The sequence below is a fragment of the Streptomyces hirsutus genome (assembly GCF_001418415.1).
GTDB classification, from domain to species: Bacteria; Actinomycetota; Actinomycetes; order Streptomycetales; family Streptomycetaceae; genus Streptomyces; species Streptomyces hirsutus.
This window is the reverse complement of the sequence record NZ_LIQT01000357.1, coordinates 1-18,420: the sequence shown is the minus strand read 5'-3', so window position 1 is coordinate 18,420 and position 18,420 is coordinate 1. Positions and strand designations below refer to the sequence as shown.

Sequence of the window (18,420 nt, the reverse complement as noted above, 5' to 3'; positions counted from 1 at the left end):
GAGGACACCGCCGGCCGGCGGGACTTCCGGATCGTCGGCCCCGACGAGACGGCGTCCAACCGGCTGCAGGCCGTCTACGACGCCAGCGGCAAGGCGTGGCAGGCCGGCACCCTCGACGTCGACGAGCACCTCGACCCGCACGGCCGGGTGATGGAGATCCTCTCCGAACACCTCTGCCAGGGCTGGCTCGAGGGCTATCTGCTCACCGGACGGCACGGCCTGTTCTCCTGCTACGAGGCGTTCGTGCACATCGTCGACTCGATGGTCAACCAGCACATCAAGTGGCTGAAGACCTCCCGCGAACTGCCCTGGCGCGCCCCCATCGCCTCCCTCAACTACCTGCTCACCTCGCACGTGTGGCGCCAGGACCACAACGGCTTCTCCCACCAGGACCCCGGCTTCGTCGACCACGTGCTCAACAAGAGCCCCGAGGTCGTCCGGGTCTACCTGCCGCCGGACGCCAACACCCTGCTGTCGGTCGCGGACCACGCGCTGCGCAGCCGCGACTACGTCAACGTCGTCGTGGCCGGCAAGCAGCCCTGCTTCGACTGGCTGTCCATGGACGCGGCCCGCGTCCACTGCGCACGCGGCGCCGGGATCTGGGAATGGGCCGGCACCGAGAACGACGGCGCGCCCGACGTGGTGCTGGGCTGCGCGGGGGACGTGCCCACCCAGGAGGTGCTGGCCGCGGCGCAGCTGCTGCGCCGTCACCTTCCGGACCTGGCGGTCCGCGTCGTCAACGTCGTCGACCTCACCCGGCTGCTGCCCCGCGGGGAACACCCCCACGGCATGACCGACTTCGAGTACGACGGCCTGTTCACCACCGACAAGCCGGTCATCTTCGCCTACCACGGATACCCGTGGCTGATCCACCGCCTCGCCTACCGGCGCACCGGGCACGAGAACCTGCACGTCCGCGGATACAAGGAGTCCGGCACGACCACCACGCCGTTCGACATGGTGGTCCGCAACGACCTCGACCGCTACCGGCTGGTCATGGACGTCATCGACCGCGTCCCGGGCCTCGCGGTCCGAGCCGCCGCCGTACGCCAGCGGATGGCCGACGCCCGCACCCGGCACCACGACTGGATCCGCGCCCACGGCACCGACCTGCCCGAGGTCGCCGAGTGGAGCTGGAACGCCTGAGCGTCCCGGCCCGCCCACCACTGTCCCGGGCAGGCTCTAAGGCGCACCGTGCACATCGCGGTGCGCCTTCGCCAGCTCCGCGTACATCGTCCCGTTGAGCGTCAGCCCCGCGCGCTCCTCCTCGGTCAGCTCCCGCCGGACCTTCGCCGGGACCCCCGCGACCAGCGAGCCCGGCGGCACCTCCATGCCCTGCGGCACCAGCGCCTGCGCGGCCACCAGGGAACCGGCGCCGATCACCGCGCCGTTGAGCACCGTGGCCCCCATGCCGATCAGACAGTCGTCCCCGACCGTCGCCCCGTGCACCACGGCGTTGTGCCCGACGGAGACCCGCTCGCCGACCGTGACGGGGAAACCCGGGTCGGCGTGCAGGGTGCAGTTGTCCTGGACGTTGCTGCTCGCGCCGACCGAGATCGCCTCCACGTCACCGCGCAGGACCGCGCCGTACCAGACGCTCGCGCCCGCCCCCAGCGTCACGTCACCGATCACCGCGGCCGTGGGTGCCACGAAGGCGGTCGGGTCCACCTGCGGGTGCCTGTCGCCGATGCCGGTGATCAGCGCCTCGTGCGTCATCGTCGCCTCCTGGTCGGGTGATGACAGGCACCGTACGCCAGAGCGGTGGGGTGAAGATCACAGGGTGCGCGATGCGTGGGTGCCACGCCCGGCGACTACGGTGAGCGGGTGCCGAAAAGCAGGAACACGTTCTCGTCCTGGTCGCGCCGCCTCGCGCAGCGCGCGGTCCACGCGGGCTGGGCCTGGGTGCAGCGCACGGGCTCGGTGACCGCCGAGCATCCCGGCCGCCTCCGCTTCGGCGCGATGGGTACGGGTACCAGGCTCGCCTTCCCGCTCGGCACCGTCTTCGGCGAACCCTGGATCCATCTCGGTGCCCACTGCATCATCGGCGAACAGGTCACCCTGACCGCCGGTCTGATGCCCGGCCTCGAGCTGGGTCCCCACCCGATCCTCCGCCTCGGCGACGGCGTCGTCCTGGGCCGGGGCAGCCATGTCATCGCCGACACCACCGTCACGATCGGCAGCGACTGCTACTTCGGGCCGTACGTCTACATCACGTCCACCAATCACTCCTACGACGATCCGCACGAGCCCATCGGCAAGCAGTGGCCGCGCATGGACCCGGTGGAGATCGGTCCCGGCTGCTGGATCGGCACCGGGGCGGTGATCCTCCCGGGCGCCCGGATCGGGCGGAACGTGGTGGTGGCCGCGGGCGCGGTGGTACGGGGCACGGTTCCCGACCACGCCGTGGTCGCGGGCGCCCCGGCCCGGGTCGTACGCCGCTGGACTCCCGACGAGGGGTGGCAGCCGCCGCTGCGCACGCCGGCGCCGGTGCCGATCCCGGAGGGCGTCACACCGGAGCAGCTGCGGGCGCTGTCGGCGCTGGACGAGGAGGCCGTGGCCCGGCTCGCCGAGCTGGACGAGGAAGGCCCGCACCGGCCGGCCGGGGACGGCGCGAACCGGCTGGTCGAGCTGGAGCCCGGGAGCTGAGGCCCGGCCCGTGGAGCAGTCCGGTGAACGGCAGCGCAGTCCGGTGAACGACCGGGTGCGCCGCACCGCAGCCGGACCCCGCTCGACCACGAGCAGGGACCGAAGGTCCGTACCGTCCTCCCCGACCAGGTCGTACGCCTCCGGCACACCGGGGCCGGCGCCTCGCACGGCTACGGCGACCACGGTGGCGAAACGACGGAGACGATCACGACGGTCCCGGTCCCGCCCACGTGCCGAGACCCCCGCCGACGGCCGCCGCACGACTGTTACCGTGCCGCCATGCGCGCACCCATCGGCACCTTCGACCACGCCACCCCCGTCCCCGACTGCCTCGACGAACTCACCGCGCCGGTCGCCGCGGCCGTCCGCGCCTGGAGCGGCAGCGTCCCCGCCGAGCAGATCCTCTACGTCGACACGGACCCGCGCTGGGCCGACACCGCCGTCTTCGTCGAGCACTACGGCCGGGACCTCCTCGAGCGCTCGGCGAACTGCGTGGTCGTGGCCGGCAAGCGGGGTGGCGAGACCACCCTCGCCGCCTGCGTCGTCCTGTCCACCACCCGGGCCGACGTCAACGGTCTCGTGCGCCGCCAACTCGCGGCCCGTAAGGCGTCGTTCGCTCCGATGGACACGGCGACGGGGGAGAGCGGCATGGAGTACGGCGGCATCACCCCGATCGGACTCCCCGCGAACTGGCCGGTACTCGTGGACGCGGCCGTGGTCGACCTGCCGTACGTGCTCGTCGGCAGCGGGCGCCGGCAGGGCAAGCTCCTGGTACCGGGCAAGGCCTTCGCCGAACTGCCCGGCGCGGTCGTGCTGGAGGGGCTGGGAGTGGTCTGATCCCCTGGTGCTCCCGGAGATCGCGCCGGGCCGGCCGAGTCGCACCGGCCGTACCGGTCATGCCGCCGCGTGGTGGGCCAGGAGCAGGTGCGGGTCGTGCTCACCCGGGGCGGGTTCCGGGTCGGCGTGGACCAGGGCCGCGGTCAGCCGGGGTACGGCGTGCAGCAGGGCGTGCTCGGCGTCGACCGCGATGCGGTGGGCCTCCCGCACGGTCGCCCCGCCGTCCACCACGACCGCCACCTCGGCCCGCAGCCGGTGTCCGATCCAGCGCAGCCGCAGCTCGCCCACCCCGCGCACCCCGGGAACCTGCCGCAACGCCTGCTCGGCCCGGTCCACGAGCGCCGGGTCGACGGCGTCCATCAGCCGCCGGAACACCTCCCGCGCCGCGTCCCGCAGCACCAGGACGATCGCCGTCGTGATCGCCAGTCCCACGATCGGGTCGGCGAGCTGCCACCCCAGGGCCGCCCCGCCCGCGCCCAGCAGTACGGCGAGTGAGGTGAACCCGTCCGTCCGGGCGTGCAGCCCGTCGGCGACCAGTGCGGCCGAGCCGATGGCCCGGCCGACCCGGATGCGGTAGCGGGCCACCCACTCGTTGCCCGCGAACCCGACGAGTGCGGCGACGGCCACCACCGGCGCGTGGTTCATCGGACGCGGGTCGAGGAGCCGGTCCACCGCCGTCCAGCCCGCGAAGGCCGCGGAGGCGGCGATCGTCAGCACGATCACGATGCCCGCCAGGTCCTCGGCCCGGCCGTAGCCGTAGGTGAAGCGGCGGGTCGCGGCCCGCCGGCCCAGCACGAAGGCGATCCCGAGCGGTACGGCGGTCAGCGCGTCCGCGGTGTTGTGCACCGTGTCGCCGAGCAGCGCGACCGAGCCCGAGACGGCCACCACGGCCGCCTGTGCCAGCGCCGTCGCGCCGAGCACCGCCAGCGAGACCCACAGCGCCCGCAGGCCGCGGGCCGAGGACTCGAGGGCGGAGTCGAGCTTCTCCGCGGTCTCGTGGGAGTGCGGGGTGAGCAGATGGCGGAGACGGTGGCCGGGCAGGAGACGGCCGTGGTGGCGTGGGGACGCGCCGGAGTGCTCGTGGGGGTGCCCCTGCGGCTGCTCGTGGCTGTGGCTGTGCGGATGTCCGGGCTTCCGGTCCTGGCCGTGCTCGTGCCGGTCGCTCACGTGGATCCCCTTCCGGTGCGCGAGGTGGACGTGCCGCCGCCCACGGGGCCATTATGTGCGTATGAGCGCACGCATGCACCTGTCACCTGCGCACGATGCGCACCCGCGCACCCTCGGCGACGAGCAGTTCGCGCTCGCTGCGGAACTCCTGGCCCTCCTCGGCGACCGCACCCGGCTGACCCTGCTGCACGCGCTGGCCGGCGGCAAGGCCGACGTCGGCACGCTCACGGAAGTGTGCGGGGCGGCACGGCCCGCGGTCAGCCAGCATCTGGCGCGGCTGCGCCTCGCGGGGCTGGTGGACACCCGCAAGGAGGGCCGCAGGGTGGTCTACTCACTGCGCGACGGACATCTGCGGCGCCTGGTGGACGAGGCGCTGAACGTCGCCGACCACCGGCTGAGCGACCGGCCCCCGCACGACTGAGGGCATCAGCAGGGCACCCCCGCCGTTCCGGCGCCGCTCAGTGCTCGGAGGGCGGTGCCCGGGACGCAGGGCCGCTCGGACCGGCAACGGGTGTGGGCAGGCCACTGGTGACCGCCCCTCGGCTCCTGGTGGGAGAGGCGGTGGCGCTCCCCGCCGAAGCGGGAATCGCACTGTGCGCCTCGGCCCGGTCCGGCAGGCCCCGTGCCGGGTCCCGCCCTCCCGGCGGGACCGCAACCGACCTGGGCCGGGGCCCGTCCCGGCCGTGCGCGGAAGGGGCACACTTGCAGGAGAGGGATGTGCAGTGCGGCAGTGCATGTCCGCTGGAGGTGATCCGGATGCCCAAGACCCGGTCGCAGTCGCGGTACGCTCCGGACCGAGGACTCACCACCCGCATGGTGACGACGATGTTCCTGATCGGGCTGCTCTATGTCGTCTTCGTCGGCGTCCTGCTGGCACTCCTGCGGAACGCGTGGCCCGTCATCCTGCTGATCGCGGGCACCTTGTTCATCGCGCAGTTCTGGTTCAGCGACCGGATCGCGGCCTTCAGCATGGGGGCGCGCGAGGTGACCCCCGAGCAGGCTCCCGGGCTGCACGGCTCCGTGGACCGTGTCTGTGCCCTCGCCGACATGCCCAAGCCTCGGGTGGCGATCGCCGACAGCGACCTGCCGAACGCTTTCGCCACCGGCCGCAGCGAGGGATCGGCCCTCGTGTGCGTCACCACGGGTCTGCTCCGCCGCCTGGAACCGGAGGAACTGGAGGGCGTCCTCGCCCACGAGCTGTCGCATGTCGCCCATCGGGACGTCGCCGTGATGACCATCGCGTCGTTCCTGGGCGTCCTGGCCGGTTTCATGACCCGCGCCGCGCTGTACACCGGGCTCGGCCGCACCAGCCGCGACAGCACCACCGCCCTCGTGACACTCCTGATCCCCCTGGTCAGCGCCGTCGTGTACGTGTTCAGCTTCCTGCTGACCCGGCTGCTGTCCCGCTACCGGGAACTGTCCGCCGACCGCTCCGCCGCGTTGCTCACCGGCCGTCCGTCCGCACTCGCGTCCGCGCTCACCAAGGTGACCGGCGAGATGGCAAGGATTCCGACCAAGGATCTTCGCCGGGCAGAGCCGTTCAACGCCTTCTGGTTCGCACCGGCCTTCTCCTCCAAGGAGAGCCTGAGCCGACTGCTCTCCTCCCACCCCACCCTCGAACAGCGTCTCGACCAACTCGGCCGGATCTCGGCCCAGCTCGGCCGGGCATGACGATTCAAGGAGGTACTGCGCGGTGGGACTCCTGGACGTCATCCTCGGTCGCAGCAAACCGGTTCGCCCGGACCTCGACCAGCTCTTCAGCCTGCCCTCGGCCGCGATCACCGTGCAGGCGGGGGCGGGGTTCACTCCGACCGGGACCGGATCGGTCTGCTTCGCGAGCGTGGAGGGCGGCTCCTTCGACCGGCTCCAGCAGGAGGTACGGGACCTGCTCGACGCCGACACCGGCCGGGGCGGCACACCCGTCGAGTACACCAAGGACGCGTACGGGTACACATGGCTCCTCGTCCGTCACACCGCCGACGACACCGCCTCACTGGTCAACGATCTGCACGCCGTCAACACGCTCCTCCAGGACGCGGGGTTCGGCCCGCAGCTCCTCTGCTCCCTGGTCGGGTTCCGGGCCACATCGGATCATCGGGCCCTGGCGCTGGTCTATCTCTACAAGCGTGGCACCTTCTATCCCTTCGCGCCGCTCCCCGACGGAACGGAGCGGCGCGACAACGCGTTGGAACTCCAGATCAGGGCGCTCCTCGCGGACGACCTGCGCATCGAGTCCGATCTGGCCCGCTGGTTCCCGGTGTGGGGCGCCCCAGGTCTCGCGGGGCCCCGGCCCTGAGGCCCGTCGCCGGAGCGGCCTCGGCCGTCCCCGGCCCCGACGCCACTTGCTCGGCAGCGCTCGCAAGCCGTCGAACTGCTGCGATGCCGCCGGCAACAGGGCCTGGAAGACGGCGAACACACCGGCGTCGGCCCTAGCCCAGGCGCGGTATCTCGATCGCCGGGCAGCGGTCCATCACCATCTCCAGGCCCGCGGCGCGGGTCCGCTCGTAGGCCGCCTCGTCGACGACGTCGAGCTGGAACCACACCGCCTTCGCCCCCTTGGCCACCGCCTCGTCCGCGACCGCCCCGGCCAGTTCGCCGTTCACGAACACGTCCACGACGTCCACCTCGAAGGGGATGTCCGCGAGCGAGGCGTACCCCTGCTCGCCGTGCACCGTCTCGGCCTTCGGATGCACCGGCACCACACGCTTGCCGAAGCGCTGCAGCACCTGGGCGACGCCGTACGCCGCGCGCTGCCGGTTCGACGACAGGCCCACCACGGCCCAGGTGTCGCCGAGCCCGGTGAGGATCTTGTGGACCGTTGCCTCGTCGCCGTACACCGCGGGCCTCCTGGAGCGTCGTAGTCGTAAGGGATCCGTACGGATCCGTCCTACGCGCAACGAACCGCAGCACGGGGTGATTCCCGGGCCGCGGGTACGTTCCGAAGCCACGGCGTTCCCGAAAAGCGTGCGAGATGACTGCGCGAGCCCGCTTGTGCGCCTACGCTCACCTCGTGCTGCGCATCACCGACGCCCGGACCGGCGAACTCGTGGACGCCACCCCCGCCCGGCGGGGCCTCACCCGTGTCGAGGCCCACACGCGCGGGTTCGACCCGACGAACCTGCGCGTGCTGCTCGTCGCCGACCTGCTCGTGCGCGCCCTGGAACTCGGCGGTACCCCGGTGTGGGCGCTGCTCGACGGAGAACGGGATCTGCCCGAACTGCGTGCGGCGGGCGCCGCCCTCGGCGTACGGCCCTTCGAGGAGGGCCGGGACACCGGTCCGGGGCTGGGAGAGGCCCAGGTCCTGCACGTGGTGAGCGAGGGTGGCGCGACACCCGACGGAGTCCGTGTCGCCGTCGCACCCGTCCACCAGGAAGGGCTGGGGGGCGACGCACCGGACGCCACCGGTCCCACCGGCCTCCCCGCCCCGAACCGCCCCACCGAGCCGACCGTCCTGCGGCTCGCCCTGCTCACACACCCCAGGAGCAGCCCGCTGAGGCTCGACCAAGCCGCCCTGGACGAGGCCGCGGGCACCCTCGAGCGCTGGCGCGGCGCCGTCGCCGCCTGGGCGCACCGCCCCTCACGGCCCATCCCCGACACGGTGCGCGTGGACCTGCGCACCGCCTGGGAGGACGACCTGGACGCGGTCGGGGTACTCCGCGTGCTCCGCGCGGTGGAGCAGGATCCGGAGGTGCCGGACGGAGCCCGCTTCGAGACGTACGCCTACGCCGACCGGCTGCTCGGCCTCGACCTCACCCGGGCCCTGGGGGCCCTGTCATGACCGGGCTCCCCGGCGGACCCGGGCCCGCGGGAAGCACCTCCACCGGGCGGGGCGGGGCCGCTCCCTCTCGTCGGCTGGTCGTGCTGCGGCACGCCAAGTCCGCCTGGCCCGAGGGCGTGCCCGACCGGGACCGTCCGCTCGCCGCGCGGGGCGAGCGCGACGCACCCGCCGCCGGACGCGCGATCGCCGACACCGTCGGCCCGCCCGGCCTCGCCCTGTGCTCCACCGCCGTACGCGCTCGCCGGACCTGGGAACTGGCGGCGGCGGAGTGGGACACGCCCCCGCCGGTCCGGTACGAGTCCCGGCTGTACGCGGCCGGGGTCCCCGCACTGCTGGCCGTGGTGCGCGAGGCGCCCGCCGAGGTCGGCACCCTGCTGCTGATCGGCCACAACCCGGGCCTGGCCGACCTCGTCCTGACCCTGGCCGGCGACGGCGCGGACGACACCCTCGACCGGGTCCGCACCAAGTTCCCGACCTCCGCGGTCGCCGTACTGTCCTGGCGCGGCGCCGACTGGTCCGACCTCGCCCCCGGCGCCGCCCTGCTGACCGCGATGACCGTGCCCCGGGGTCCCGTGCGGTAGGCGCTTCCCGCCCGCTCCCGGCCGGGGCGGCCCGCCCGGACGGCTGCGCATAGGCTGGCCGGATGCAGGACGAGTACCGCACCGTCGCCCGCGCGGGTGTGCACGAGACCGAGATCAACCGCTCCCGCTTCCGGTGCGCGCTCGCCCCGGCGGCCACCGAGCGGGAGGCGCAGGAGTTCGTCGCCGCCGTCCGCAAGGAGCACGCCGACGCCACCCACAACTGCTGGGCGTACGTCATCGGCGCGGACGCCTCCGTCCAGAAGGCCAGCGACGACGGCGAACCCGGCGGCACCGCGGGCGTCCCGATGCTCCAGATGCTGCTGCGCCGCGACATGCGGTACGTCGTCGCCGTCGTCACCCGCTACTACGGCGGGGTCAAACTCGGCGCGGGCGGGCTCATCCGCGCGTACGGCGGGGTCGTCGGCGAGACGCTGGACACCGTCGGCACGCTCACCCGGCGCCGGTTCCGGCTGGCCACCGTGACCGTCGACCACCAGCGGGCCGGCAAGGTCCAGAACGACCTGCGCTCCACGGGGCGCGAGGTGCGGGACGTGCGCTACGGCGAGGAGGTCGCGATCGAGATCGCCCTCCCGGACACTGACGTGGACGCCTTCCGGTCCTGGCTCGCGGACGCGACCGCCGGAACCGCCCGCTTCGAACCGGGCGGCGAGACGTACGGCGACGTGTGACCGCAACCGCGCGCCTCACCGCAACCGCGCGCCTCATCGACTCATGACGTCATATCGGTTGTTTGTCGTACAGAACGGGCGTAAGTGGCTTCGGTCATGACGGGGCGATACAGGAGTTTCCGGCCGTGCTGTCGGACCCGGCCGTTACTCTCGGGGGTCATGAGACTGCTGCACACTTCCGACTGGCACCTCGGCCGGGCGTTCCACCGGGTCGGCATGCTCGGCGCCCAGGCCGAGTTCATCGGCCACCTCGTGGCGACCGTGCGCGAGCACGCCGTCGACGCGGTGGTCGTGTCGGGAGACGTGTACGACCGTGCCGTGCCGCCGCTCGCCGCGGTGGAGCTGTTCGACGACGCCCTGCACCGCCTCGCCGACCTGGGCGTGCCGACGGTGATGATCTCCGGCAACCACGACTCGGCCCGCCGCCTCGGCGTCGGCGCCGGACTTATCGGGCGCGCGGGCATCCACCTGCGGACCGCCCCCTCGGCGAGCGGTACCCCCGTGATGCTGTCCGACCGCCACGGGGATGTCGCCTTCTACGGCCTGCCCTATCTGGAACCGGCCCTGGTCAAGGACGAGTTCGGGGTGGAGAAGGCGAGCCACGAGGCAGTGCTCGCCGCCGCCATGGACCGGGTCCGCGCCGACCTCGCCGCCCGTCCGCGAGGCACCCGCTCGGTCGTCCTCGCGCACGCCTTCGTCACCGGCGGCACACCGAGCGACAGCGAGCGGGACATCACCGTCGGCGGGGTCGCCGCCGTACCCGCCGGAGTGTTCGACGGCGTCGACTACGTGGCGCTCGGGCATCTGCACGGCTGCCAGACCCTCACCGAGCGCGTGCGCTACTCCGGTTCCCCCCTCCCGTACTCCTTCTCCGAGGCGGACCACCGCAAGAGCATGTGGCTCGTCGACCTGGCCGCCGACGGCGGCGTCACCGCCGAGCGGATCGACTGCCCGGTGCCGCGCGCCCTCGCCCGGATCCGCGGCACCCTGGAGGAGCTGCTCGCCGACCCCGGGCTCGAGCCGCACCGCGAGGCGTGGGTCGAGGCCACCCTCACCGACCCGGTCCGCCCGGCCGACCCCATGGCCCGGCTCACCGAACGCTTCCCGCACACCCTCAGCCTCGTCTTCGCACCCGAACGCGCGCCCGGCGACCCCGCGGTGTCCTACGCCCACCGCCTCGCCGACCGCGACGACCAGCAGATCGCGGAGGACTTCGTGGCCCACGTGCGCGGCGCGGGCCCCGACGAGCGGGAGCGGGCCGTCCTGCGGGACGCCATCGACGCGGTCCGCGCCGACGAGGCCGTACGGGAGGTGGAGCGGTGAGGCTGCACCGGCTCGACCTCACCGCCTTCGGGCCCTTCGGCGGCTCGCTCACCGTCGACTTCGACGAACTGTCCGCCGCGGGCCTCTTCCTGCTGCACGGCCCCACCGGCGCCGGCAAGACCTCGATACTCGACGCGGTCTGCTACGCCCTGTACGGATCCGTCCCCGGCGCCCGGCAGAGCGGGCAGGGCATGACGCTGCGCAGCGACCACGCCGCTCCCGCCGTCCGCACCGAGGTCACCCTCGACCTCACCGTCGCCGGACGCCGGCTCGAGGTCACCCGGCAACCGCCCTGGCAGCGCCCGAAGAAGCGCGGCACCGGCACCACCCTCGACAAGGCGCAGACCTGGCTGCGCGCGTACGACCCGGCGGCCCGGTCATGGAAGGACCTCAGCCGCTCCCACCAGGAGATCGGCGAGGAGATCACCCAGCTCCTCGGCATGAGCCGGGAGCAGTTCTGCCAGGTCGTCCTCCTGCCCCAGGGCGACTTCGCGCGGTTCCTGCGCGCCGACGCCGAGGCGCGCGGCAAGCTGCTCGGCCGGCTCTTCGACACCCGCCGCTTCGCCGACGTGGAGAAGCACCTCGCGGAGCGCCGCCGCGCCACCGAGTCCCGGGTGCGGGACGGCGACGCGGACCTGCTCGCCGACGCGCACCGGATGCAGCAGGCCGCGGGCGAGGCGATGCGGCTGGACGACCTGGCGCCGGGCGAACCGGGACTGGCCGAGAGCGTGCTGACCGCGGCCGCCGTCGCCCGCAGCACCGCCCGCGAACAGCTCACCGTCGCCCGCTGCCGTCTCACCGCCGCCGAATCCGCGCAGGCCGCCGCCGACCGGTCACTGGACGACGTACGCGAACGGGACCGGCTGCAACGGCGGTTCGCCGAGGCGCGGGAGCGCGCGGCGCGGCTGTCGGAGGGGGCCGGCGCCCGGCAGGAGGCGCAGACGCTCCTGGACCGCTCCCGCAAGGCCGAGGCGGTCGCCCCCGCACTGGAACTGCGGGAGTCCGCCGACGCCGAACACCGGGAGGCGGCCGACGCCGAGGCGCGCACGCGTGCCCTGCTCCCCGAGGCCCACAAGGAGGCGGGCGCGGCCGGGCTCACGGCCGCCGCGCGCCGGGCCGCCGAGGAACTGGGCGGCCTCGAGTCGGCCCGCCGCGCCGAGCGACGGCTCGCCGAACTCCTCGACGAACGGGCCGGCCTGGACCGCCAGGAGCGCGCCGACGACGACGTGCTGGACGAGTCGGACGCCTGGCTCACCGGCTGGGAGGAGACCCGGAACGGACTCCAGGCACGCATCGAGTCCGCGCAGGAGGCCGCGACCAGGGCCGGCGAACTCGCGGTGCGGCGCGACCCCGCGCACCAGCGGCTGAACGCCGCACGGCTGCGGGACCGGCTGGCCGGGGACACCGACCGCGCCGCCGAGCAGGCCCGCACGGCCCAGGAGCGGGCACTCGCGGCCAAGCAGCACTGGCTCGACCTCAAGGAACAGCGACTGGCCGGCATCGCCGCCGAACTCGCCGCGAACCTCACCGACGGCGCGCCCTGCACGGTCTGCGGTGCCGTCGAACACCCTGCCCCCGCCCGCAAGGACGCCGGCCACGTCGACCGCGAGACGGAGGAGCGCGCCCTCGCCGCCCACCAGAGCGCGGAGGAACGCCGTGCCGACCACGAACGACGCCTCGGCGTCGTCCGCGAGGCGCTGGCCGCCGCCAAAGCGGAGGCGGGGGACACCCCGACCGACCGACTCGCCCATGAGGTGGAGGAGTTGGAGGGGCAGTACGCGCGGGCCCGGGACGCGGCCTCCGTGCTGCACTCCGCGCAGGAGCGGCTGCGGCAGGCGGAGCACGAGCACGAGCGGCGGCTGACCGCACAGCGTGAGGCGGCGGTCCGCACCGCCGCGCGGGCGGGTGTCCGCGAGCGCCTCGACCAGGAACAGGCCGCGTTGAAGGAGGAGTTGGCCAAGGCGCGGGGCGCCGCGGACAGCGTGGCCGTACGCGCCGCCCAACTGGAGCGCGACGCCGCGCGGTTCGCCGAAGCCGCCGACGCCGTCCGGCTCGTCGAGGGCACCGCGCAGCGGCTCAAGCACGCCGACGCCAGGCTCGCGGACGCCGCCTTCAAGGCCGGCTTCGACACCCCGCGGGCGGCGGCCGAGGCACTGCTCGACGCGGCCACCGGCCGCGCACTGCAGCACCGGCTGGACGCCTGGCAGCAGGAGGAGGCCGCCGTGCGCGCGGCGCTCACCGAGCCCGACACCGCGGCCGCCGCCCAGCAGCCCCCCGCCGACCTCGCCGCCGCGCAGCGCACCGCCGAGGACGCGGACCGCAGGGTGCGCGAGGCGGCCTCCGCGCGCGACGCCGCCGCCCGCCGCTGCGCCGAACTCGACCGGCTCTCCGCGCGGGCCACCGCCGCCGCGCGCCGGCTGGCACCGCTGCGCGACGAGTACGACCGGGTGGCCCGCATGGCGGGCCTCACCGCCGGCACCTCGGCAGCCAACGAACGCAGGATGCGCCTGGAGTCCTACGTCCTGGCCGCCCGCCTGGAACAGGTCGCCGCCGCGGCGACCGCGCGACTGCACCGCATGTCGTCCGGCCGCTACACCCTGGTGCACTCCGACGACCGCACCGGGCGCGGCCGCAGCGGTCTCGGGCTGCACGTCGTGGACGCGTGGACCGGCCGGGAACGGGACACCGCGACCCTCTCGGGCGGCGAGACCTTCTTCGCCTCGCTCGCCCTCGCCCTCGGTCTCGCCGACGTCGTCACCGACGAGGCCGGCGGGGTCCGGCTGGACACCCTCTTCATCGACGAGGGCTTCGGCAGCCTCGACGACCAGACCCTCGACGAGGTGCTGGACGTCCTGGACTCCCTGCGGGAACGCGACCGCAGCGTGGGCATCGTCAGCCACGTCCCCGACCTGCGCCGTCGCATCCACGCCCAACTCGCGGTGGTGAAGGGCCGCTCGGGCTCGACGGTACGGATACACGGCGTGGGCTGAGCCGAGCGCAGCCGGGTCGAGCGGGCGCGGTCGGGGTGGCCGTGGAAACGTGAGCGGCGGTCGGACGGGGGCCGCCGGGCCGGTCGCCGTCACGGTGGGGGCGAGGGCGCGATATCGGCGTGCGCCGGGGACTCCGCCCCGCCATCATGGCTGACCATGCCCCCACTTCCGCACCCCGCACCCGAAGAGCTCCGCCGCGATCCCCTGCCCCTGCGCGGCCGGACCGCGCTGGTCACCGGGGCCAGCCGACGCGGCGGCATCGGACACGCGGTCGCCCGGCGTCTCGTCGCCCACGGAGCGAGCGTCTACCTGCACCACCACGTGCCGCACGACGCCGCGATGCCCTGGGGCGCCGACCGCCCCGAGGACGTGGCCGCCTCCGTACGGGAAGCCCTCGGCGATCCCTCGGCCCGGGTGGTGTCAGGTCCGGGCGACCTCTCTGACCCGTCCGTGCCCGCCGAACTCCACGACCGGGCCACCGCCGCACTCGGCGGGCGGCTCGACATCCTCGTCGCCAACCACGCCCTCAGCGGCGGTGACGGCACCCTCGACACGATCGACACCGCGATGCTCGACGCCCACTGGGCCGTCGACACCCGCTCGGTGCTGCTGCTCGTGCAGGCCCATGCCCGGCACCGGGCCGCTCTGCCCCCGCGCACCCGGGGCGGGCGCGTGACGATGATGACCTCCGGGCAGGACATCGCGGGCGGGATGCCGGGCGAGATCGCCTACGCCCTCCAGAAGGGCGCGCTCGCCTCGATCACCCGCTCCCTGGCCACCACGCTGGCCGAGCACGCCGTCACGGTGAACACCGTCAACCCCGGCCCGGTGGACACCGGCTACCTCACCGGCGACGCCTACGACGCCGTCGCCGCACGCTTCCCCGGCGGACGGTGGGGGATGCCCGACGACCCCGCCCGCCTCATCGCGTGGCTGGCCACGGACGAGGCGGACTGGGTCACGGGTCAGGTCATCGACTCCGAGGGCGGCTTCCGGCGCTGACGCCGGTCGAGCCGTCCCGGCTCCGGCCGCCGACGGCCCGGCTCACAGCGCCGACAGCTCGTCCACCAGGTCGTCCAGGCCCAGCGAGCCCTGGGACAGCGCCGCCATGTGCCACGCCTTGGGGTCGAAGGCGTCGCCGTGCCGCTTGCGGGCGTTCTCCCGGCCCAGCAGCCAGGCCCGCTCGCCGAGCTTGTAGCCGATGGCCTGCCCGGGGATCGTCAGATAGCGGGTCATCTCGCTCTCCACGAAGTCCGCGGGACGACTGCTGTGCGCCCCGAAGAACTCCTCGGCCAGTTCCGGCGTCCAGCGCTCGCCCGGGTGGAACGGCGAGTCCGCCGGGATCTCGAGCTCCAGGTGCATGCCGATGTCGACGATCACCCGGGCGGCCCGCATCATCTGCGCGTCCAGGTAACCGAGCCGTTCCTCCGCGTCCGCGAGGAAGCCGAGCTCGTCCATCAGCCGCTCCGCGTACAGCGCCCAGCCCTCCGCGTTGGCGCTGACCATGCCGACGGAGGCCTGGTAGCGGGACAGGTCCTCGGCGACGTGCGCCCACTGCGCCAGCTGGAGGTGATGGCCGGGGACGCCCTCGTGGTACCAGGTCGACACCAGGTCGTAGACGGGGAAGCGGGTCAGCCCCATGGTCGGCAGCCAGGTGCGGCCGGGCCGGGAGAAGTCCTCCGACGGGGGCGTGTAGTACGGCGCCGCCGCGCTGCCCGGCGGGGCGATCCGCGACTCCACCTTCCGTACCCGTTCGGCGAGTTCGAAGTGGGTGCCGTCGAGCGAGTCGATCGCCCGGTCCATCAGGCCCTGCAGCCAGTCACGGACCTCGTCGACGCCCTCGATGTGCCGGCCGTGCTCGTCGAGGTGCGCCAGCGCCACCCACGGCGTCTCGGCACCCGGCAGGACCTTCTCGGCCTCCTTCTTCATCTCGCCGAGCAGCCGGTGGTACTCGGCCCAGCCGTAGGCGTACGCCTCGTCCAGGTCGAGGTCGGTGCCGTTGTAGTAGCGGGACCAGCGGGCGTAGCGTTCCCGGCCCGCGGTGTCGGGGGCGCCCTCGATCGCCGGCGCGTACACGTCGCGCATCCAGTCCCGCAGCTCCACCACGGCCGCGGTCGCGGAACGTGCCGCCTCGTCCAACTCCGCGCGCAGCGCGTCCGGGCCCGGCGAGGCGAAGTCCTCGAACCAGCCCCGGCCCTCGCCGGTGTCCGCCCACTCGGTGAGCTGCTCGACGAACGTGGCGGTCGGCCGCGGCGCCGCGTACAGCTTGCGCTCCAGGCCGAGCGCGAGGGACTCCCGGTAGCCCGCCAGCGCGGCCGGTACCGCGCGCAGGCGCTCGGCGACCGCGGCCCAGTCCTCCTCGGTCCGCGTCGGCGTCACGGTGAACACCTCTCGCACCGAGTGGGCGGCGGTGCCCAGGTTGCCGACCGAGCGCAGACCTTCGTCGGCCTCGTGCACGGCGAGCTCCGCGGTGAGCCGCTCCCGCAGCAGCCGGGCGCAGCGGCGCTCGATGTCGCTGTCCGCGCCGGGCCGGGCCTCGGCCTCGTCGAGCCGGGCGAGCGTGGCCCGCTGGAGCTCCGCGAGCGCGGCCTGGCCCGCGGGGGAGAGATCGGGCAGGCGGCTGTAGCTCTCCTGCACGCCGAGATAGGTACCGGTGACCGGGTCGAGGGCGATGAGGTCGTCGACGTAGGCGTCGGCGACCTCGCGGGGCAGCGGGCTGTTGGTCTCAGACATGGCGACCATCCTGGTACGCGGTCCGCCGGACGTCACCCGGATTGAGCCGAGGGCGAAGAGGGCAGCAGCGGACCGCAGTCCCACTGCTGGAAGATCAGCCGCGTCTCCACGCGCGCCACCTCCCGCCGCGAGGTGAACTCGTCCAGCACCAGCCGTTGCAGATCCGCCATGTCCGCGACCGCGACATGGATCAGATAGTCGTCCGGCCCGGTCAGATGGAAGACGGTCAGCGACTCCGGCAGCGCCCGGATCCGCTCCACGAACGGCCCCACCAGCTCCCGTCGGTGCGGTCTGACCTGCACCGACAGCAGCGCCTGGAGCCCTCGTCCCAGCTTGGCCGGGTCCAGCTTCAGCCGATGCCCGAGGATCACGCCGGAGCGCCGCAGCCGGGCCACCCGGTCCAGACAGGTCGACGGCGCGACCCCCACCTGAGCGGCGAGGTCCCGGTACGTCGTCCGGGCGTCGTTCTGCAACAGTCGCAGCAGATGAAGGTCCACCGGATCCAGTACGACGGAATCAGCCACCGGCCGAACGTAACACGGAGATCGGTTCCCGCGGCCCGGCCGGTGTTCACCCTTCGGGGCATGGACGTACGCATGGGCACGCGCAGCACCACGAGAGCACTCGACACCGAGGCCGTGCACGCCGGCCGGGACGACCTGGCCCGGCAGGGATTGCACGCCCCGCCGATCGACCTGTCCACCACCTACCCCGCCTACGACAGCCGCGGTGAGGCCGCCCGGATCGACGCCTTCGCCGCCACCGGCGCGGAACCGGACGGCCCGCCCGTCTACGGCCGGCTCGGCAACCCGACCGTCGCCCGCTTCGAGACCGCCCTGGCCCGCCTGGAGGGCACGGAGGCCGCCGTCGCCTTCGCCAGCGGCATGGCCGCGCTCAGCGCCGTCCTGCTGGTGCGCGGCTCCATGGGCCTGCGCCACGTCGTCGCCGTACGCCCCCTGTACGGATGCAGCGACCACCTGCTGACCGCAGGGCTGCTCGGCTCCGAGGTGACGTGGACCGACCCGGCGGGGGTCGCCGACGCGCTGCGCCCCGACACCGGTCTGGTGCTGGTGGAGTCACCGGCCAACCCGACCCTGGCCGAGGTCGATCTGCGGGCACTCGCCCGGGACTGCGGCTCCGTGCCGCTGCTCGTCGACAACACCTTCGCCACGCCCGTCCTCCAGCGTCCGGCCGAGCACGGGGCGCGACTGGTGCTGCACAGCGCCACCAAGTACCTCGGCGGGCACGGGGACGTCCTGGCCGGCGTGGTGGCCTGCGACGAGGAGTTCGCGGGGCGCTTGCGGCAGATACGGTTCGCCACCGGTGGCGTACTGCATCCGCTGGCCGGCTACCTGCTGCTGCGGGGACTGTCGACACTGCCGGTACGGGTACGGGCAGCCTCGGCGAGTGCCGCCGAACTCGCCCGCAGGCTCACCGCCGACCCGCGTGTGGCCCGGGTGCACTACCCGCGCATCGGCGGGGCGATGGTCTCCTTCGAGGTGCACGGGGACCCGCACGAGGTGATCGGCGGCGTACGGCTGATCACCCCGGCGGTGAGCCTCGGCAGCGTGGACTCCCTCATCCAGCACCCGGCGTCCATCAGTCACCGCATCGTCGACGCCGGCGACCGCAGGGCCGCGGGAGTCGACGACCGGCTGCTGCGGCTCTCCGTCGGC

General features: G+C 73.8%; 18 protein-coding genes. 13 read left to right on the top strand and 5 right to left on the bottom strand.

Annotated features, from left to right (window positions below):
* Nucleotides 1-1,146: phosphoketolase family protein (locus AOK11_RS25625; protein ID WP_167353833.1), on the top strand; the 1,146-nt coding region annotated here is incomplete at its 5' end.
* 36 nt (nt 1,147-1,182) lie between these two features.
* Here the strand turns inward: AOK11_RS25625 and AOK11_RS25620 are convergent.
* A complete protein-coding gene (locus AOK11_RS25620) occupies nt 1,183-1,716 on the bottom strand; it encodes a gamma carbonic anhydrase family protein (protein ID WP_055596091.1) in 534 nt (177 codons plus the stop codon).
* Nucleotides 1,717-1,824: 108 nt separating this feature from the next.
* Here AOK11_RS25620 and AOK11_RS25615 point away from each other — a divergent pair, with 108 nt between their 5' ends.
* Together AOK11_RS25615 and AOK11_RS25610 are read left to right on the top strand one after the other, a co-directional pair.
* Nucleotides 1,825-2,646 carry an acyltransferase gene (locus AOK11_RS25615; protein ID WP_055596094.1) on the top strand — a complete coding sequence of 274 codons (822 nt, stop codon included), beginning with the start codon at nt 1,825-1,827 and terminating at the stop codon, nt 2,644-2,646.
* A 279-nt stretch (nt 2,647-2,925) separates the two neighbouring features.
* The gene (locus AOK11_RS25610) at nt 2,926-3,483 is read left to right on the top strand and encodes a YbaK/EbsC family protein (protein WP_055596090.1); all 558 of its coding nucleotides are present in this window, start codon (nt 2,926-2,928) and stop codon (nt 3,481-3,483) included.
* 57 nt (nt 3,484-3,540) lie between these two features.
* Here the strand turns inward: AOK11_RS25610 and AOK11_RS25605 are convergent, their stop codons facing one another.
* Nucleotides 3,541-4,650 carry a cation diffusion facilitator family transporter gene (locus AOK11_RS25605; RefSeq protein WP_055596089.1) on the bottom strand — a complete coding sequence of 370 codons (1,110 nt, stop codon included), beginning with the start codon at nt 4,648-4,650 and terminating at the stop codon, nt 3,541-3,543.
* Between the two features lie 61 nt (nt 4,651-4,711).
* Between AOK11_RS25605 and AOK11_RS25600 the strand changes: the two genes are divergently transcribed.
* From AOK11_RS25600 to pspAB, 3 genes are all read left to right on the top strand, one after another.
* Nucleotides 4,712-5,071 (top strand): ArsR/SmtB family transcription factor, encoded by a 360-nt coding sequence (locus AOK11_RS25600; protein WP_055596088.1) that lies wholly within the window; start codon nt 4,712-4,714, stop codon nt 5,069-5,071.
* A 335-nt stretch (nt 5,072-5,406) separates the two neighbouring features.
* Complete coding sequence (gene htpX / locus AOK11_RS25595) at nt 5,407-6,321, top strand: zinc metalloprotease HtpX (protein WP_055596093.1); 915 nt, start codon at nt 5,407-5,409, stop codon at nt 6,319-6,321.
* A 22-nt stretch (nt 6,322-6,343) separates the two neighbouring features.
* The gene (pspAB, locus tag AOK11_RS25590) at nt 6,344-6,946 is read left to right on the top strand and encodes a PspA-associated protein PspAB (protein WP_055596087.1); all 603 of its coding nucleotides are present in this window, start codon (nt 6,344-6,346) and stop codon (nt 6,944-6,946) included.
* Between the two features lie 133 nt (nt 6,947-7,079).
* On the opposite strand, the gene AOK11_RS25585 is transcribed toward pspAB, so the two are convergent.
* Entirely contained in the window at nt 7,080-7,487 is a 408-nt protein-coding gene (locus AOK11_RS25585; protein ID WP_055596086.1) for a CoA-binding protein, read from the bottom strand.
* 134 nt (nt 7,488-7,621) lie between these two features.
* Here AOK11_RS25585 and AOK11_RS25580 point away from each other — a divergent pair, with 134 nt between their 5' ends.
* From AOK11_RS25580 to AOK11_RS25555, 6 genes are all read left to right on the top strand, one after another.
* A complete protein-coding gene (locus tag AOK11_RS25580) occupies nt 7,622-8,428 on the top strand; it encodes a cysteine--tRNA ligase (RefSeq protein ID WP_055596085.1) in 807 nt (268 codons plus the stop codon).
* The gene (locus AOK11_RS25575; protein ID WP_055596084.1) at nt 8,425-9,009 is read left to right on the top strand and encodes a SixA phosphatase family protein; all 585 of its coding nucleotides are present in this window, start codon (nt 8,425-8,427) and stop codon (nt 9,007-9,009) included. The genes AOK11_RS25580 and AOK11_RS25575 overlap by 4 nt, the downstream gene beginning before the upstream one ends.
* 62 nt (nt 9,010-9,071) lie before the next feature.
* Entirely contained in the window at nt 9,072-9,698 is a 627-nt protein-coding gene (locus tag AOK11_RS25570; protein WP_055596083.1) for a YigZ family protein, read from the top strand.
* 159 nt (nt 9,699-9,857) lie between these two features.
* The gene (locus AOK11_RS25565) at nt 9,858-11,021 is read left to right on the top strand and encodes an exonuclease SbcCD subunit D (protein WP_055596082.1); all 1,164 of its coding nucleotides are present in this window, start codon (nt 9,858-9,860) and stop codon (nt 11,019-11,021) included.
* Entirely contained in the window at nt 11,018-14,011 is a 2,994-nt protein-coding gene (locus AOK11_RS25560; protein WP_055596081.1) for an AAA family ATPase, read from the top strand. Before AOK11_RS25565 ends, AOK11_RS25560 begins: the two co-directional genes overlap by 4 nt.
* A 156-nt stretch (nt 14,012-14,167) precedes the next feature.
* A complete protein-coding gene (locus tag AOK11_RS25555) occupies nt 14,168-15,013 on the top strand; it encodes an SDR family oxidoreductase (RefSeq protein WP_055596080.1) in 846 nt (281 codons plus the stop codon).
* A 42-nt stretch (nt 15,014-15,055) separates the two neighbouring features.
* On the opposite strand, the gene AOK11_RS25550 is transcribed toward AOK11_RS25555, so the two are convergent.
* Nucleotides 15,056-16,744 carry a DUF885 domain-containing protein gene (locus tag AOK11_RS25550; RefSeq protein ID WP_055596079.1) on the bottom strand — a complete coding sequence of 563 codons (1,689 nt, stop codon included), beginning with the start codon at nt 16,742-16,744 and terminating at the stop codon, nt 15,056-15,058.
* 32 nt (nt 16,745-16,776) lie between these two features.
* The gene (locus AOK11_RS25545) at nt 16,777-17,268 is read right to left on the bottom strand and encodes an Lrp/AsnC family transcriptional regulator (protein ID WP_055596078.1); all 492 of its coding nucleotides are present in this window, start codon (nt 17,266-17,268) and stop codon (nt 16,777-16,779) included.
* Between the two features lie 60 nt (nt 17,269-17,328).
* Between AOK11_RS25545 and AOK11_RS25540 the strand changes: the two genes are divergently transcribed.
* The coding region (locus AOK11_RS25540; protein ID WP_055596092.1) for a trans-sulfuration enzyme family protein at nt 17,329-18,420 on the top strand (1,092 nt) is incomplete at its 3' end.

Coding starts and splice junctions, on each gene's coding strand:
- AOK11_RS25600 (WP_055596088.1), top strand. CDS start 4,712: ATGAGCGCACGCATGCACCTGTCACCTGCGCACGATGCGCACCCGCGC.
- AOK11_RS25565 (WP_055596082.1), top strand. CDS start 9,858: ATGAGACTGCTGCACACTTCCGACTGGCACCTCGGCCGGGCGTTCCAC.
- AOK11_RS25550 (WP_055596079.1), bottom strand. CDS start 16,744: ATGTCTGAGACCAACAGCCCGCTGCCCCGCGAGGTCGCCGACGCCTAC.
- AOK11_RS25575 (WP_055596084.1), top strand. CDS start 8,425: ATGACCGGGCTCCCCGGCGGACCCGGGCCCGCGGGAAGCACCTCCACC.
- AOK11_RS25570 (WP_055596083.1), top strand. CDS start 9,072: ATGCAGGACGAGTACCGCACCGTCGCCCGCGCGGGTGTGCACGAGACC.
- htpX (WP_055596093.1), top strand. CDS start 5,407: ATGCCCAAGACCCGGTCGCAGTCGCGGTACGCTCCGGACCGAGGACTC.
- AOK11_RS25610 (WP_055596090.1), top strand. CDS start 2,926: ATGCGCGCACCCATCGGCACCTTCGACCACGCCACCCCCGTCCCCGAC.
- AOK11_RS25555 (WP_055596080.1), top strand. CDS start 14,168: ATGCCCCCACTTCCGCACCCCGCACCCGAAGAGCTCCGCCGCGATCCC.
- AOK11_RS25620 (WP_055596091.1), bottom strand. CDS start 1,716: ATGACGCACGAGGCGCTGATCACCGGCATCGGCGACAGGCACCCGCAG.
- AOK11_RS25580 (WP_055596085.1), top strand. CDS start 7,622: ATGACTGCGCGAGCCCGCTTGTGCGCCTACGCTCACCTCGTGCTGCGC.